The following is a 16,911-nucleotide window of genomic DNA, read 5'->3' on the forward strand; positions in this document are numbered from 1 at the left end:
CTTGCTCGAAGCTCGGCGCACCCCCACAGACATTCGAGTAGCCGTCTACTCACGTGTGCCGGCACGTCACGGGGCACAGTCGGTACTGCCGTTGCGCGCAGCGGTGAAATGTCGAGGACCCCAAGGGATCGAGGTCGCGATGCCGATAACGATTGACGAGCTCAGCGCTGCCATCCATGGCTTCTTCGCGCAGAAGATCGGCGGCGCCGGCGGCGATACGCCCGGAAGCATCGTCGTAGTCTTCGACGGGCTCGGAACCACGCTCAGCGCCAAGGAGTTCGGTGTCGGCGGAAGCACCGGCCAGCAGCAACTTCTGGCCCACCAGCGCGCCGCGCAATTGGCAGACCAGTTGCCGGGCGCCACCAGTCTCAGCAAGGGCTGGTATCTGCCTCGTACCGGTGCCCGGCTGTCGCAGTGGTACAAAGCGGCGCTGACCGCGAGCGTCGCCAGATTCGACACCGATGACGCCAAGCAGGCGTTCGAGCGCCTCAAGGCCGGCGCATTGGAAATGCTGGACCTCAACCAACTCGTTTTGGTCGGCGGCCCTACTCCGGGCGGCGCGGGCGTCAATCCGACTGGCGTCGTTGACGATATCTTTGCCACAAGCATGGCCCCACCGGATTGGTTTCTGCCGGATTCCGACTCTTGGCAACAGTGCAGCTTCGACGGCAGCCAGCCGGCGCCGCCGGCCCCGACACCGGTTCCCGTTCCGGTGTTCGACGCTCAAGTGTTGGTGACGATGCCAGACGAGCCGGGACTACACCCGGGCCCGGTGAGCTTCTTCCGGCAGGCTGGTGAGACGGTCTCCGAGGGTGATCCGTTGGCCAGCGTCCACTACTTCTCCGACGAGCAGCCTGATCAGATGGTCGGAAACACGCTTCTCGCACCGGCTTCGGGCACCTTGCTGGAAGCCTCCACCGCAGACGGCGACACCGTGCAGGCCGGCGATCAGCTCGCCGTCATCGGCGTACGCCGAAGGGCCGCCGAGAGATCTGCACAAAACGTTGTGAACATGCCCAACATCGTCAAACCGTCATTCACCAGCAGCGTGAACGAATGGCACAAAGCAGTGGGGGACACCGTCGCCGTAGACGAACCACTGGTCGGCATCAGGTTCTTCAACACCACCACCGACGAAGTGTTGATCTCCGAAATCCGTTCTCCGGTGCCCGGCGTGCTGATCGAGATCGACAAAGTCGTCGGAGAAGCGGTCGAACCCGGAACGCAACTCGCCATCGTCGCGGACACGCTCACCGGCGAAACATCCACCCTCACCGGCTACAGCGTTGGATTTGACTACTGCATAGTCAATTTCGATCGGCCATGGTGGGACGAGGTGTTCCTCACGTCGCCTGATTGGTCGATGCCCGGTTTTCAGCGCGGCCAGATCGCCAGCGGAAGTGCCGCGAACACCGCTTCAACAGCCATCACGCTGATCACTGTGGGCATGGTGGTGTTGCGCAACCTCAAGATCACAGCCCGCTGGACCGATGAGGAACGCGATCAACTCACCAGCGGTGCACTGAATCTCGGACCTTTCAGTCTCACCGGCGCGGATGTGAACAACCAGACCCTCACGCGGGCCGGCATGCAAACTCTCGCCTGGATCTGTCAGGTTCCGCCGATCCTCCCACCGAGCTGATCGGCGAATCCTTTGTCGCGAGCGGGAGATCGGCTCACTGCCCGCCAGCCTCGCGCCTCGCTTCGGACAACAGTTGACAGACCGTCAAGGCCATTTCAATATCAGCGATGCCCTCCGACATTCTGAATTCGTCGAACGCCTGGTCTGCTGCCCGCTGCAGCGGCTCCAGCGCGGCTGCCCTCGTTGCCTGATCGGCCTGGGCCAGATGTGCTAGTTCGACCGCGTAGGCAACATTGGCCTCCTGCCAGTCCATCAAGTTTGACCGATAACGCCTGTAGTTTGCGGTCTCGACGCGGTTCTCTTGCACGCTGCCCGTGAGGGGTTCACTGACCTGCTGGTCCTCGTAGAGCACTGCGAAAGCCTTCAGCAACTCCGATCGCTCGGTCATCGGCGTCTTCTCCTGCTGTGATCGCGGAACGGTTGGGTCAGCCACTACACCGAATCCGAAACCGTTGCGCCCGAGGGTGTCCGGGGCATCTTTTCGATTTCGCCTCTGAGGTAGTCGCGCAGGTCCTTCACGAGGTTCAGGTCGGTCTCACTGGCCAGCACCGCGTCGAACGCTTCGGCGGCGTAGGGCGGCGCAGGCGATTGCGCACCACCGATGGTCGCCAGCGTCGTGGTTTCCTGCTCGTTCAGGCCGACATCGGTCAGCAGGCGCAAGATTAATTCGGCGCCATCCAGGCGCCCCCACAGGTAGTCGTTCTGGCGGTATCGGGTCGCGAAGAATGCCGCAAAGTGCTTGACGGGTAAGCCTTTTAGCTTCGCGGGCGGCTTCTCGTCCCCCCGTGATGACCGCAGCGTGCCGTGCTTCTCCTCGATGGGCGGTTTCAGCGCGGTGGCGTTGATCGGGCTGAACTGCGCCACCGGGATCGGGCTGAACTGCGGAACATTGGACAACGAGATCGTCGGAAACAGCATCCCGTCCCACAGCGGAAACCCCAGATAGCTACTCACCAGCGTTGTCTTGGCTTCCTCCGTCCAGTCTGGGCTGGCGGTGTGATCGGCGAAGGCGCTGCGCAGCTGGTCGCTGTCGGTGGTCAGTCCGCTCACCTTCTCTTTGTACTTTTCCAACAGCACCTCAAAGTCGTTTGCGCGGTGTGCCGCGAAGTCCTTGGGATCGGCCCTGACGGCAATCTCGTCGGCGATGTCGAGGAAGCTGAGCGCGCCCTCGGCCTTCAGCGCGCCGACCGCATCAGCTGTGCCGCTTCGAATGTGGCCGACCAAATCCCACACGATCATCTTCAACGTGTCCAGGTCGGCTCTCGGCGGGGCGACTGCGGTGTCATACATGGCGTTGATTCCGTTGATGATGAACAGCAGGCGCCGCTGCCGGTAGAGCATGTCGGTGGCGTCCAGCAGATCGCGAAGCTTTGCCCGATCCGTCCAGTCCTGCGCGCGCGCCCACTCGATCCACGCCGCGGCGATGAAACCCGCCGCGTTGGACGGGCTCGGGCACTGAAGTGTCCAGCAGATGTCGGCCGAAAGCTGTTTGAGCACAGCCTCCAACCGCAGCAGAAGATAGGTAGGCCAGATAGGTTCGAGTGACGTTTCGGCCCGTGTGTAGACCCTGTTCGAGGCGGACTGGATATCAGCAGGGGCCAGCTCCTGGACCAGCTCGGCGGTGGTCTGGGCCGACAGCAGCGTCACCCCGGCGGATCCGCCGCCACCCGTCTCGTTCCACACCTCAGCCAGTGCGACCCGCGTCTGTTCGGCGACGTATTGCTCTTGTTGTTCGGAGATCGCGCGAACCTCGGCGATGCGCCAGTTCAGGTCGCGCAGGCGAGCCAGGTCCGTCAGGATCGGGTGACTACCGCGGACACCGCTGACGGCCAGCAGGTCCTTCAGCCACCGCCGCTTGGGTCTGGCTGTATCAGCTGTGCCGCCGACGTGCGCATACAGCGCCTGCCCCGGGTCGGGCTCGACATACACGAGCTGACGCGTCACCTGCCTTTGCGCCTGGCGTCGGGCGATCGCATCGATGACGAGGTCGAACGGCGCATTGTCGAGCACACCGCCGTCGACGAAATAGACGTCCTTGGCCGCCGCCCACGCCTGCTGCGCGGCGGCCTGCTCATCGAGTTGCGTTGCGCTACTGCGTGATCCGTACGGGCGCAGGAAAAGTGTCTTCGGGTGGATCCTGACATCGACATCCGCGGTGCCGGGAAGCATCTTGGTGACTTCCTCGACGAACGACTGGGGGCTCACGGGTGCGAAGGCACCCGGAAAGCTCGAGGTGGCGCGTCCGGCGAAGGCGAGGTCGGCGGTGTAGGAAGGGCCGAATTGTTCGAGCTTATGCTCATCGTCGGCTTCCTCGTTGCGGCTGAACACCATGACCTGGCGGAAGTCGTGGTCGCGATTGCTCGCGCCACCTGCACCCGAGGCCACTAGGGCGTCGTAACCCAGGAGATCGGTTGTCGGTACATACAGTTCGAGGCCGGCGGCGATGTCCGGCAACAACGAGGGGGCGTCGGACAGCGGCGGGCTGTCCTGCATCTTGCTGAGAGCCGTGAACAACAGCTTCGACATGTACTCGCCCTTCAGAGGCGAGGAGTTGCCGAGGGCGTGGAGCAGCTGGCGGCCGACCGTCAGTGCGACCTGCAGGGTCAGCGGCACCTTGGAAGGTCCGCGCAGCAGCTGGCGGATGTCGCCTTGGTTGAGCCAGACGTTCTTCAGTGGCTCCATGTCGACGTTGTAAGCCAGTGCCCTACTCAAGGCGATGCCGTTGATGCCGCCGGCCGACGTGCCACCGATGATGTCGATGCTGACCGACAGCTTGCGTCCGGCCATGCTGATGCTTTGCAGCGCCTCGAAATAGACGGCTTCGGTCTGTCCTTCGTCGAACGGGTTGTTCTCGGAGTCCCTGTCGAATGCCCTTGCCGCACAGATCAATTTGTGCAGTTCTTTGGTGACCCCATGCATGTAGACCGCGAGCGATACCCCGCCATAGCACACCAGAGCCAGCCGCAGCTCAGTGGTTGGCTCTGCCGCGGCAGCTGCGGCCGCTCCGTCATCCGTCATTCAAATACCCCTCGTACTCGGCGCATTGAGACCGGCGTCGATGCGGTGCCGAGCCCAATTCGCGATGCGAGCTCGCGCGTATGACGAGTCACGCCCACAGATCTTCGACATAGGCTCAGCCTCGCCCCCGGCGCAAGGGTCGACGTGAGTATTTGACTACTCGAATATCGCCGTCGTCTGCCGCCGGGATGGTGGACGGATCCGATAGCGCGACCATGAGGCCGTAACACTGCCGGGCAGGTCGTTCCCGACGATCACTCCGCACGATCTGCGGCACACGGCGGCGTCGCTGGCCATCAGCGCGGGTGCCAACGTGAAGGCGGTGCAACGGATGCTCGGGCACGCCAAGGCGTCGATGACGTTGGACACCTACGCGGACCTGTTCGACACCGACCTTGACGCGGTGGCCGTGAACCTGGACGCGGCGATCCGCACCGCTGCCGACGCTCGTCGGAAGTCGCGCGGGTAATGGTGCCGTTTCGCCGAAACCCACGCTACGTCGAGGCGACGGCGAAGAGACGCCATTCGCCTGGCACGCCCTTAAGTGAGTGAGTGCCGCGATCCTCGAACTCCAGTCCCGACCCGATCACCAGGTCCCGCAAGGTGCTTGACACCAGCACGTCGTTCGGGCCGGCCACGGCGCTCACCCTTGCGCCGATGTGCACCGCGATCCCACCGATGTCCGCACCTCGCACCTCGCACTCGCCGGTGTGCAACCCTGACCGCACCTCGATGCCGAGCGTCTGCACCGCGTCACGAATAGCCATCGCGCAGCGGATCGCTCGCTGCGGGCCGTCGAAGGTCGCCAGAAAGCCGTCGCCCGCTGTGCTGACTTCTCGACCACGAAAGCGAGCAAGCTGCGACCGGACGACGGCGTCGTGCGCATCGAGCAGCGCATGCCACTCGCGGTCACCCAATTTTGCTGCCCGGCGCGTCGACTCCACAATGTCGGTAAACAGCACCGTGGCTAGGACCCGGTCGTCAGCCACTGCTGGCTGCTCGCCAGTGAGGAACTCGGCGATCTCCTGGAACGACGCGCGCCATGGTTCCACGCAGTGGTACAGGTTGCGGCCCGGGAGTTCGACGTACTTCGCGCCGGGTATGTGATCAGCGATGTATTTGCCCATCGCGGGCAGGATCAATGGGTCGTCGGCGTGCTGGACCACGAGCGTCGGCACGCGAACTGTCGGAAGAACCGCACGCACGTCCATTTTGGTCACCAGGGGCATTACGACAGCGATGGTGCGTGGGCTGGCGGCCAGGCGTTCCGCCCGAGCCCACGTTGCCCGGATCTCCTCATTCCACGGCATGTCCGGATTCACGACATGGATGGACTCCCCGGTTCCCCACACGGCGACGGCGGCAGCGTCGTATTCCTCGGGATCGAACCCATCATGGCGTTCCGGATGCGCGTAGCCCTCGAGTACAACGAGTGCGGTGGTGCGAGACGGATATGTTGCTGCGAACAGCGCCGCTGGTGCCAACGCACCGGCGATTGCGAGGAGAACCGCCTCACTGCTGCCGAGATCGTCAAGCACCGCGGTGATGCTGTCAGCCCACTGCTCCAAGGTCGGCAACGCACCACCCGTGATGGGATCGGACGCTCCCGTGCCCAGCTGGTCAAAACAGATCAGTCGACCGAGCGACGTCATTGCCTCGACCCAGCCTTGAATGGACTGCAGCTCTGGAAAGACCTCACAGTTTGTGAACCAGTTCGGGACGAACACAATGTCGCGGGGACCTTCACGTGACGTGCGGTAGGCGACGCGCAAGTCCCCGTTCATCGCATAGCGCGTCTCGGAGAACATGGCGGAAGTGTAAGCCGAGGAGCGGATCGAACTTGGTCACATGGACCGGCCCCGTGGCTATGGGTCCACCGACGAATGCAATCAAAGCCGCTGCGCCGCAACCTGTTCCAGGGCCGAAATTGAACGCTGCTGCGGGCCGACTGCGGGCCGGGGCGGCTGTCTCTAATTCGCCAGTTAAGGCGTAGACCCGGTCTGGCTGGTGTTTCTCTGGTGGAGCTAAGGGAATCGAACCCCTCTGCTTTCCTGCGAAAATGGCCCCTGAACTTCGATTATTGTTTGTACGCGTTGTTACGCGAGCGCTTGCTTTCCTGCGAATATGGCGCAGCGTGTTACGCGACGTAACAGTGCTAGGAGCTTCCGCCTGCCGCTGATGCTCGACCATTTCGAGGCCGCGAGGTGTGCCGGCGCCAAACACTCCAATCACACGGAAGATCCGTGTCAGGTAGTGATAGCTGGGATTATCGCAGGCATGTCCGTAGTGGTAGGAACTATCCGCGACATCGAAGGCGGTCTGCACGATCTCGCCGGAACCAGCCACAAGTGACCTCGTTCACGTCGGGACCTGATGTGGACCCTGCCTTGCGGACCGTGGCCAGAATTCTGCCGAGAGGCTATGGCCTCAGCCGTGGGCTGGCGGTGCCGCGTGCAGCGATGACGCTGTTGGGACGCATCAATGCCGTTCGGTATGTGCCGGTGGTGGCGGTCGATTCTGATGTGAGTGTGCGCCTGCATCGTCCCGCGCGCCTCGCTGATCCGGCGCCTGCGTTGCTGTGGATCCACGGCGGTGGGTTCGTGATGGGCAGCGCGCGACTGGAAGATGGCTTCTGCCGCAGGCTGTCTCATCTGGCAAACGTGGCGGTTGCAGCCGTCGATTTCAGGTTGCCGCCCGAACATCCATATCCCGCTCCGCTGGAAGACAGCTACGCTGCGCTGCTGTGGTTGGCGCAGCAGCCGTGGGTGGATTCGTCACGAGTCGCGATTGGCGGTCTCAGCTCCGGTGGTGGGCTGGCAGCAGCCTTGGCGCTTCTGGCTCGCGATCGCGGCGAGATCCAGCCGGCCTTTCAATTGCTGTCCCAACCCAACCTCGACGACCGCACCGGCAGTCAAGCCACCGGTCGCCGACGCTTGATCTGGTCGGAGGGTGACAACCGCCAAGCCTGGCGGTGGTATCTGGGGGACGCGGACCCGGCGGTCGCCAGCCCGGCGCGGCGCACCGATCTCGCCGGGCTGGCACCGGCCTGGATCGGCACCGGCTCGTTGGACTTGCTGCATGACGAGGCCATCGAGTACGGCAGGCGCTTGAATGAGGCGGGCACGCCCTGCCACGTTGAGACTGCGGTCGGCGCGTTCCACGCGTTTGATTCGATCGTGCCCGACGCGCCGGTGTCTTTGACATTCTTCGCCAGCCAATGTGATCACCTACGGGCAGCGCTGGCTGACGGGCCGATCAACCACTCATTAGAGCAGTAACGCTTACTAGCGATCACCGTGCGGGCTCTGTCTGTGAGCTGTGTCCGAAGCGATTTGGCTGATTCGCAGTGTCGTGAAAAGGCTGGCCAGATGTGGTCAGGTGTCCGACCGTTTGCACCCCGTCGCACGGATTTCGGGCGGTTCACGGGATTGGTACTCAAAAGTGTTCCCAAGCAATCGCTAATTTGCGGGTCCGGCGGGGTGTCCGGAGAACCTGTCGCGAAGGGAATGTCCACCGCCACGCGGACCGCTGTCTCGACGCGGGATACCTCCAGCCCGAGTCGACACCCGAGCTTCCGCTTTTCAGGCGGAGTTGGAGCTTACGCCGTTGTCTCTCTGCTGGTCATGCCAGGCGAAAATCCTCTGATTGGACGGGTTGGAGCACCTGCTTTGGCAGTTTGGCCCTATTTTGGCCCCACGGCTTGGAATGAGAAACCGAACAAGCTGGCCATGAGCAAGGCCGTTGCGATGACGCTGCCATCCCCTTAGCTCACTGCCGACGCAGCCCGGGCACGCATGTCTCGATTTACACGACATACGAGAGCCTCGAATGTCAGTCGCGATTCTCGCTGGCTGCCCAATTCAGCCTAATGGGGATCGACCAGCGCGCCTTCGACCAGTAATTGGTTGATCGGGGGACGCTGATCCCGAGCCGCCGGCCGGTGAGCACTTCTTCAGCCTGGAGTGAATGATCGATTCCTAGTCCTAGATCGTGCCCCGGTCGGTTTGGTGAGGTCACCTTGAGCGCTGATGGGGTGTCGTGCCGCGAGAGCACTGATCCATTAGGTTGCCGCCGGGTGTCCTTGGGCTCGGACATGTTCGACCACATCGATTGAGGAGGGGTGATCCCGCTGATCTTCGTTGGAGACGATTGGGCCGAAGACCACCACGACGTCTACCTGATGGACGTTGACGGTGCCCGGCTGGCGTCGCGACGGCTACCTGAAGGACTCCCGGGTATCCGCGGGTTCCACGAGCTGGTGGCCGCGCACGCTGAAGAGGCCGGCCATGTGGTGATCGGCATCGAAACCGACCGCGGCTTGTGGGTCGAGGCACTGAGCGCGGCTGGCTATCAGGTGTTCGCGGTTAACCCGCTCGCGGTCGCTCGCTACCGCGAGCGCCATCAGGTCTCCGGGGCGAAGTCCGATGCCGGGGACGCCAAGGTGTTGGCTGATCTGGTGCGCACCGACCGGCACAACCACCGCCCGATCGCCGGTGACACCGCAGCCGTCGAGGCGATCAAGGTTCTCGCCCGCGGACACCAGAACCTGATCTGGGCCCGGATCCGGCACACCAACGCCCTGCGTAGTGCGTTGCGGGAGTATTACCCGGCGGCACTGGAGGCGTTTGACGACCTGGCAGGCCACGATGCGCTGGCTATCCTGGGGCGTGCACCCACCCCAGCCCAGGCCGCGGGCCGGAGTCTGTCGAAAATCCGGTCAGCACTCAAACAGGCTGGGCGCCAACGTAATCTCGACAGCCGGGCACTGCAGATTCAGGAAATGCTACGGACCGATCAACTCGCCGCCCCCGCCGCGGTGACCGCCGCGTTCGGGGCGACCACCCGAGCCGCGGTGGGCATCATCGTCGAGTTGAACCGCCAGATCGCCGACCTCGAAACCGAGCTGGCGACACATTTTGAGACACACCCGGACGCCGACATCTACCTCTCCCTGCCAGGACTCGGTGTTGTGCTCGGCGCCCGGGTGCTCGGTGAATTCGGGGACGACCCGAATCGTTACACCGACGCCAAGTCTCGCAAGAACTACGCCGGAACATCACCATTGACCGTCGCGTCGGGTAAGAAACACGCCGTGCTGGCCCGCCACGTCCGCAACCGACGCCTCTACGACGCCATCGACCAATGGGCCTTCTGTGCCCTGTCCACAAGCCCCGGCGCCCGCGTCTTCTACGGCCAGCACCGCGCCGCCGGCGACACCCACCACCAAGCACTACGGGCCCTGGGAAACCGGCTCGTCGGCATCCTGCACGGCTGCCTACGCCACCACACCGCCTACGACGAACACAAAGCTTGGGCACATCGCCAAACCACACCCAGCAACCAAGCCGCTTGACAACTTACGAACCTGGGATGTCCAGGTCGGCGAACTCAGCGGCTGTTCAGAAACAGACGTCTCCTATGCCGAGACGACCGCAAACAGGTGCCACTCGCCGGGCACGCCCTTGAGCTGGTGGGCACCGCGGTCCTCGAACTCGATACCCGACCCGATCACCAGGTCGCGCAGCGTGCTGGACACGAGCACGTCGTTCGGCCGCGCAAGTGCGCTCACCCGCGCCCCGATGTGCACGGCGATCCCGCCGATGTCGTCACCGCGGACCTCGCACTCGCCGGTGTGCAACCCGGCACGTACCTCGATGCCGAGCGCTTGCACGGCGTCGCGAATTGCCATAGCGGAGCGGATCGCTCGTTGCGGACCGTCGAATGTCGCGAGGAAGCCGTCGCCTGACGTATTCACCTCACGGCCCCGGAAGCGTGCGAGTTGCGACCGGACCACTGCATCGTGCGCATCGAGCAGCGCATGCCAGTCACGGTCGCCCATGTCCGCGGCGAGCCGTGTCGACTCCACGATGTCGGTGAACAGCACCGTGGCCAGCACTCGATCATCGGCCACCTCAGCCTGGTGGCCAGTGAGGAACTCGGCGATCTCCTGGAACGATGCCCGCCATGGTTCGACGAAGTGGTAGACGTTGCGCCCCGGAAGCTGGACGTACTTCGCCCCCGATATGCGATCCGCGACGTTCTTGCCCCACTCGGGCGTGATCGTCTCGTCGTGGTTGTGGTGCACGACGACAGTGGGGACGCGGATCGTCGGAAGTAACGCCCGTACATTCAATCGCGCGAGTGGGGCCATCAGTGCGACAGTCGCCGGGCTCGCCGTAAGGCGTTCGTATCGGGCCCACGTCGCCCGGATGTCCTCGTTCCACGGCATGTCCGGATTGAGTAGATGCTGGAATTCTCCAGTGCCCCACGCGGCGACCATTGCGGCGACGCCCTCTTCAGAAATCGGCCCCTCACCACCTCCGTGGTCATCGAGTGGGTCTGAGTAGCCCTCAAGCGACACCAGCGCTGTCGTGCGAGATGGGTATGTTGCCGCGAAGAATGCCGCAGCCGGAAATGCGCCGACGACCGCGACGAGGACCGCTTCACGACTTTGTAGATCGTCGAGCACCGCGGTGATGCTGTCGGCCCATTGCTCCAACGTCGGCAGCGCGCCCGGCGTGACAGCATCGGACACTCCCGTGCCCGGCTGGTCGAAGAGGATTAGGCGACCGAGCGATGTCATCGCCTCGACCCACCCACGAACGGGCGCGAGTTCCGGAAGGAGTTCGCAGTTCGCAAACCAGTTAGAGACGACCACGATGTCGCGCACACCTTCGGCCGACGCGCGGTAGGCGACGCGCAAGTCTCCGTTCATCGCATAGCGCGTCTCGGAGAACACGGCGGAAGTGTATGCCGAGGGCGGGTCAAGTTTTCGCTCTCAGCCACAGTGGTTGACATCCGAGGACATCAGATTCCTAATTGTTCATCCAGATGGATCTGGGATAGCTGGCGTTTAGTCTCCCGGCATGGACCGCATTTGGCAGTGGGCGTGGGATCGGTACGGGGCGAGGTACCCGTGGGCGGTCTGGCTGATCACGTTCGCAGAGATGTTGTCGGCGTACCTGGTTTGGTCGTCGGTCATAGTTGCTTTGGAGAAGTCATCTCGTTACGTCGAGGCTACGGCTGCAACCGCTGTTGCGGTGGCGGTGATGGCACTGGTGGTGATGCTTCCCGGTAACCAGGTTTTTCGCATTGCCCAACGGTGGGCGGCTGGGCTTGAGGTCGATCGTGCGGGCGCTTTGGACGCGACTTACACGTGGGCTCGGGCGGCGTTGGCGCGTTCGTTGGGCTTCATGCCGGCCTCGGCCGCCCTCCTCTTGATAGTTGTCGGTGCGATCGCCGGTGCGAGCGGTGTGACGCTTGTCCAGTACGGGATCCTTGGCGCAGCAACTGGATTCGCTGCGACGCTGGTGACTACGCACGCCTTTTTCGAGGCAGCAGTGCGACCGATTAGGGCAGCCCTTGCCGGGGATCAACCGATCGGCGACGGCCTCCCCCGCGCTCGTCCGACATTTGCGACGTGGCTGAACCTCTCGACCTTGGGCTCATTGTTTTGGTTCGCCGCCATGGGCGTGGGGTTGGGGATCGTGCTCGATAGGAGCGGTGATGTTCCTCCGGCGGTGCTTGCCGTGGCGATCGCGACGACGTTGGCACTTATCTTGGGTGTACCGATCACAGTCGGCACAGTTGTGGCGCCGTCTCTGCGTCCTATACGCGACCTCGCAGCCGGAACTGAACGTGTCGCGGCGGGCGATTACACCCAACGCCTTCCGGTTGTGCAAGACGATGACCTCGGGGCACTGTCCGCGTCGTTTAACCGGATGCAGGCCGGTTTGGCTGAGCGGCAGCGCCTTCGGGCCGCGTTCGGCACCTACGTCGATCCCGCCCTCGCTGCACGCCTGCTTGAGCAGGGTGATGACGTGTTCACTGGGGAGCGCCGTGAGGTGACGGTGATGTTCGTTGACGTCCGCGACTTCACGCCGTTCGCCGAAGCGAACACCGCCGAGGACACGGTCGCCCGACTCAACGCATTGTTCGAGATTGTGGTGCCTGCCGTTGTTGACGCCGGTGGGCACGTTAACAAGTTCCTCGGTGACGGTGCGCTGGCGGTCTTCGGCGCTCCTCATGATCTTGCGAATCATGCTGATGCGGCGGTGAACGCTGGTGTGCTGATTCAGCGTCTGGTCGCCGAGCAATTCGGCGGGGACCTTCGGGTCGGCATTGGAATCAATACCGGTGTGGTGATCGCGGGCACCATCGGCGGCGGAAGTCATCTGGAGTTCACCCTGATCGGCGACACCACCAACGTAGCCGCCCGCGTCGAACAGTTGACCAAGACAACGGGCGACGTGATCCTGCTGACCGAGCAGACCGTCGACGCGTTGGCGTCCAGACCGTCAGGACTCGCCGATCGCGGATCGCATGCCTTGAAAGGTAAGTCAACCGCCGTACAGGTGTTCGGTCTCGACCCGAAAGGCCGCGTCTCGATATAGACCACATACGAGAGTCTCAAAAGTTCGTCACCTTGCGGCGTTGAACAGGGATTTATGTGACATTCTGTGCGAGTGTCCGCGGCGGTGCCGCCTTCCGGGGTTGTGACATTATTGTTCACCGATATTGAGGGGTTCGACCCGCCGGTGGGAGTCAGACGCGGAGTTGATGCGGGCGGCCCTGCTCGCCCATGACGCGGCGCTGCGCACCGCGATAGAGAAGCATGGCGGCTTCCTCTTCAGCCACACCGGAGACGGTGTGGTTGCGGCATTCGCATCGCCAAAGGCGGCTGTCGACGCGGCTGTTGCGGCACAGCTAGCTCTTGAGTTGCCGGTGCGGACGGGCATCGCTACCGGCGAGGCCGAACTGCGCGACGGCGACTACTTCGGCACGGTCCTCAACCGGGCCGCACGAGTGATGGCAGGAGGGCACGGCGGCCAGATCTTGGTGGCCGACTCGACAGCGAGTCTGGTCAGCGGAGTCGATCTGGTCGATCTCGGACCGCGACGGCTGCGCGATATCCCGATGCCCGTCGGGGTGTTTCAGTTAAGGGCCGAGGGTCTCTGCATGAACTTCCCGCCGCTGCGGGCACTCGACACCACGCCGGGGAATCTGCGACCTGCGACCACCAGCTTCATCGGGCGCGAGTCCGACATCAGCGAGATTGCAGCAGCCGTGCGAGCACACCGGTTGATCACTCTGACCGGGGTGGGCGGCGTCGGCAAGACCCGTCTCGCGTTGGAAGTCGCGGCCCAATTGACCGATGAGTTTCCTGACGGTGTTTGGGTTTTCGAATTGGCAGCGGTCACTGATCCGGCAGCAGTGCCCGACGCCGTAGCCGCAGTTTGGCATAACCCAACAACCAGGCAGAACGGTCCGCGAATCGGTGGCCGCGGCATTAGAGGGTCGTGTGAGGCTGTTGGTCATAGATAACTGCGAGCACGTCCTTGACGCCGCCGCCGATTTGATCGAAGCAATCCTCGAACAGTCCGCGACTGTACGGGTCTTGGCCACCAGCCGAGAAGTTCTTGGGATCGCCCAGGTTCGGCTGAGCGGGTGGCCGCGGCAGCCAGGCGTTCGTATGCGGTGTGCCAGGCGTCGACGGTTTTGAGGTGTTGGTTCCAGATCGTTCGGCGTGTGCTGCGGCGCTGCTGGTTACGTTGAAGCGTCTCTGCGACGATGTTGGGGAGTAGTTCGGTCGGCGTGTGTTCGGCTGCGGTGTGCATGGTGGTGGGTCGGTCGTCGTTGGCCAGGATGGTGCGGAAAGCGGCTGCGGCACAGTATTTGTCGCCGCGGTGCAGTTGGTGGATTTCTGGTGCGGTGATGGGTGTGGCGTGTTGGTGGTCGGCTTCGTGGTTGAGTTTGTGGTAGAGGTAGGCGTGGTTGGTGTGGCGGCCGCGGGTCATGGCGACATAAGCCATGGCCCGGGAGGCGGTCTCGCCGAGGATGGCGTGGCAGGTGTCGGTGGTGACGCCTTGGGCGGCGTGCACGGTGGTGGCGTAGCCCAAAGTGATGTGCTCGGTGAGGTAGTCGCCGTCGAAGACGGTGCGGGCACCGTCGGACAGCCGTTCGGCGGCAAGCCGATTGGTGGCGACATCGATGCCCGCGACGCGCCAGCGGTTGCCGTTACGAACCTGATCCAACGAGCCCGCCGTGTTATTAGGGCCGGGGTGCAGCGCGATGGTGGGGTCGTTGGCGCGGCTGATGATCACATCGCCGATGCGGATGTGTGGGTCGCGGGCGGCTCTCACACTGGGACCCTCGGTGAGGGTGTCGTGTAGGCGGCGGTTCAGCGCGTCGGCCATCTCCCAGGTGTCACACACCAACAGCACGTCTTTGCCGTTCGCGCGGTCGGCGAGGTAGGCGTGCAGGGCGTCGGCGGCCATCGCGATCGGGTCCCCGGTGTGCAGCCGACGCTGGGTGCGGTACCACTTGACCGCGCTGCGCAACCGGTGGCCGTGTGCGCAGCGCAGTGCGAGGGAGGCGTCGCGCTCCTGGGGGTCTTGCACGCGCCAGACTTCGGTGAGGTGTTGGCTCCAGGGCAGATCAGCGCAGAGTTGTTCGAACATGCCGCCGCGGGCTTTGACCGGCGCCAGTTGGTGGGCATTGCCGACCAGCACCACCTTCGCCCGCGCCCGTGTCGCGGCCGATAGCAGGGTGCCGAGATCGGGGGTGCCCAGCATGGAGGCTTCATCCACGATCACCACCGTGGAGTGATCGAGCCGCAGTTGACTGTCAGCGAGGAGGCTCAGGGCTTTGGCGACGGTCAGGCCCTCATCGCCGGCGCCGCCGTTGAGGGCTTCATCGACGGCCTTGCCGGTCGGCGCGAGCACCAGCACCTGTTTGCGCGCCCGATGCGCCGCGGCGCGCAACGCGGTCAGGGAGTGGGTTTTGCCCGCGCCCGCGGGCGCGGCCAACGGCTGCACCAGGAACGGGGAGGCCGCGATCGCGCTCACCGCGCGCGCCTGCCCCGTCGACAAGGCCGCGCAGTCCTCAGCACGTACATCGAGGCGCGCGCGGTTGTCGCGCGCATCCACCATGTCCAGGATTTGTTCTTCTTCGGCGATGATCGCGGCCAGGGTGTAGCGCTGGTGGCCTTCACGTTCGTGCGCGGCGCGCGGCGCATTGATGGGTACCGCGACCGCATCGACGGCGCGCTCCACCAGTTCACCCGGCTCACCGGGTGCGTCGATCGGCAGCTGGGCGGTTAGTAGCTTCACCAGGTCGGCGCGGGTGAACGCGGCCTTATCGATGTGCGCGGCCGCCGCCGCAGTGTGCGCGCTGAATTGCGCGGCGCTGGCGCGGTGCGCGCCCAGCTGCGCGGCGCTGGCGTGGTGCGCGGCGCGGGCGCGGCGCTCGGCGCGCGCGCGGTAGTGCGCGTCGCGATCCACCACCAGGCCGCGCGCATCGGCGCGCCACTGCTCCTTGAGCTGCGCCCATGCCAGGGATTCGGGTTTGGCGGGGCGGGTGGCCTTCTGCGCGGCGGCCAACTGCGCCGCGCTGGGGTGGCCGTCGACCAGCACCAGGTTGTCGCGGGCCCATTCGCGCAGCCGGGTGGAGCGCTGCGACCACGCCCGAATCGACTCGCAGGTGACGCCGGCGATGTCGGCCATCCCGGTGTGCGCATCGATGGGCGCGAATTCGAAGCCGCGTTCGACGTGCAACTCGTGACGCAGTGTGGCCTGATAAATCATTCCGGCGGCCTTGGCCTCGTGATACAGCGACTTGGAATCAATACTGACCAGCTGACCGTCGGCGCGGGGTTGGCGGTTGGGCACGATCACATGAGTGTGTAAGTGTGGGTCCCCGCAGCGTGAGGTCTCGTGCTGGTAGGCGATCGCCACCAAACCCGGCAGGCGCTGCAGATCCTTCATCCCGGTGATCGGGTTGTGAACCCGGGTATAAGCGGCGTGCCGGTGCAGATACTTCATCGCCGCCTGCACAGCGCGAAGATGAGCGGCCACCATCACTTTCTCGCCGAGGTCATCGGTCAGCGCGCGCAGCAGCGACACACTTTCGGGGCGGCGAAGGTCAGATCGAAACCGTGCACACTGTTCTCGGTGAACATCCGTCCCCGGGCACCCGACGGGGCGCGGCCCTCATCCAGCCACATCCGGGCCGTCTCGGTGTCGACCTCACCACCATCCAGCGCGGCGCCGCTGAGTCCCGTTGTGTCAGCGATGCTCTCGGTGTCGCCGACGATCAGCCAGGTGGGTGTGCGGCTGTCACCTTCGGAGTAATACTCCCCCAGACCACCATTGGCGCGTTGGCGGTCCATCGACGCTTGCGTGGCTTGGTCGGCGGTGTCGTTGTAGTAGGCGATACCGAACCGATTCAGACGCGAAATCGTCAACATCGCC

At 64.1% G+C, this 16,911-nt stretch carries 8 protein-coding genes and 3 pseudogenes; 6 read left to right on the forward strand and 5 right to left on the reverse strand.

Annotated elements, in window-relative coordinates; translation table 11 throughout:
- The first annotated feature begins 139 nt into the window (after positions 1-139).
- Positions 140-1,642, forward strand: coding sequence for a hypothetical protein (locus MYCSM_RS25255; protein ID WP_015309008.1), 1,503 nt, complete (start codon positions 140-142; stop codon positions 1,640-1,642).
- A 34-nt stretch (positions 1,643-1,676) separates the two neighbouring features.
- Here MYCSM_RS25255 and MYCSM_RS25260 read toward each other — a convergent pair whose 3' ends face one another.
- Positions 1,677-2,030, reverse strand: coding sequence for a hypothetical protein (locus tag MYCSM_RS25260; RefSeq protein WP_015309009.1), 354 nt, complete (start codon positions 2,028-2,030; stop codon positions 1,677-1,679).
- 44 nt (positions 2,031-2,074) lie between these two features.
- A complete protein-coding gene (locus tag MYCSM_RS25265) occupies positions 2,075-4,660 on the reverse strand; it encodes a patatin-like protein (RefSeq protein WP_015309010.1) in 2,586 nt (861 codons plus the stop codon).
- 244 nt (positions 4,661-4,904) lie between these two features.
- Between MYCSM_RS25265 and MYCSM_RS36225 the strand changes: the two are divergent.
- Positions 4,905-5,129: pseudogene (locus MYCSM_RS36225) on the forward strand (tyrosine-type recombinase/integrase); the annotation flags it as partial.
- A gap of 25 nt (positions 5,130-5,154) precedes the next feature.
- On the opposite strand, the gene MYCSM_RS25270 reads toward MYCSM_RS36225, so the two are convergent.
- Positions 5,155-6,468 (reverse strand): adenylate/guanylate cyclase domain-containing protein, encoded by a 1,314-nt coding sequence (locus MYCSM_RS25270; protein ID WP_015309012.1) that lies wholly within the window; start codon positions 6,466-6,468, stop codon positions 5,155-5,157.
- 540 nt (positions 6,469-7,008) lie between these two features.
- Here MYCSM_RS25270 and MYCSM_RS25275 point away from each other — a divergent pair.
- Positions 7,009-7,938: an alpha/beta hydrolase gene (locus MYCSM_RS25275; protein WP_015309013.1), complete on the forward strand. Its 930-nt coding sequence runs from the start codon at positions 7,009-7,011 to the stop codon at positions 7,936-7,938.
- 851 nt (positions 7,939-8,789) lie between these two features.
- Positions 8,790-10,013, forward strand: coding sequence for an IS110 family transposase (locus MYCSM_RS25280; RefSeq protein ID WP_041314959.1), 1,224 nt, complete (start codon positions 8,790-8,792; stop codon positions 10,011-10,013).
- 63 nt (positions 10,014-10,076) lie between these two features.
- On the opposite strand, the gene MYCSM_RS25285 is transcribed toward MYCSM_RS25280, so the two are convergent.
- Entirely contained in the window at positions 10,077-11,399 is a 1,323-nt protein-coding gene (locus MYCSM_RS25285; RefSeq protein ID WP_015309015.1) for an adenylate/guanylate cyclase domain-containing protein, read from the reverse strand.
- Positions 11,400-11,526: 127 nt separating this feature from the next.
- Between MYCSM_RS25285 and MYCSM_RS25290 the strand changes: the two genes are divergently transcribed.
- Together MYCSM_RS25290 and MYCSM_RS25295 are read left to right on the forward strand one after the other, a co-directional pair.
- Positions 11,527-13,053 (forward strand): adenylate/guanylate cyclase domain-containing protein, encoded by a 1,527-nt coding sequence (locus MYCSM_RS25290; RefSeq protein ID WP_015309016.1) that lies wholly within the window; start codon positions 11,527-11,529, stop codon positions 13,051-13,053.
- 66 nt (positions 13,054-13,119) lie between these two features.
- A pseudogene (locus MYCSM_RS25295) lies at positions 13,120-14,114 on the forward strand (AAA family ATPase); the annotation flags it as partial.
- Here the strand turns inward: MYCSM_RS25295 and mobF are convergent.
- Positions 14,080-16,907, reverse strand: a pseudogene (gene mobF, locus MYCSM_RS25300) (MobF family relaxase); the annotation flags it as partial. The pseudogenes MYCSM_RS25295 and mobF sit on opposite strands and share 35 nt — an antisense overlap.
- Positions 16,908-16,911: the final 4 nt, after the last annotated feature.

This window comes from Mycobacterium sp. JS623, assembly GCF_000328565.1.
In the GTDB taxonomy this organism is placed as follows: domain Bacteria; phylum Actinomycetota; class Actinomycetes; order Mycobacteriales; family Mycobacteriaceae; genus Mycobacterium.

Bases quoted from the DNA above. Each gene is read 5' to 3' on its own strand.
- MYCSM_RS25255 (WP_015309008.1), top strand. From the start codon at position 140: ATGCCGATAACGATTGACGAGCTCAGCGCTGCCATCCATGGCTTCTTC.
- MYCSM_RS25260 (WP_015309009.1), bottom strand. From the start codon at position 2,030: ATGACCGAGCGATCGGAGTTGCTGAAGGCTTTCGCAGTGCTCTACGAG.
- MYCSM_RS25265 (WP_015309010.1), bottom strand. From the start codon at position 4,660: ATGACGGATGACGGAGCGGCCGCAGCTGCCGCGGCAGAGCCAACCACT.
- MYCSM_RS25270 (WP_015309012.1), bottom strand. From the start codon at position 6,468: ATGTTCTCCGAGACGCGCTATGCGATGAACGGGGACTTGCGCGTCGCC.
- MYCSM_RS25290 (WP_015309016.1), top strand. From the start codon at position 11,527: ATGGACCGCATTTGGCAGTGGGCGTGGGATCGGTACGGGGCGAGGTAC.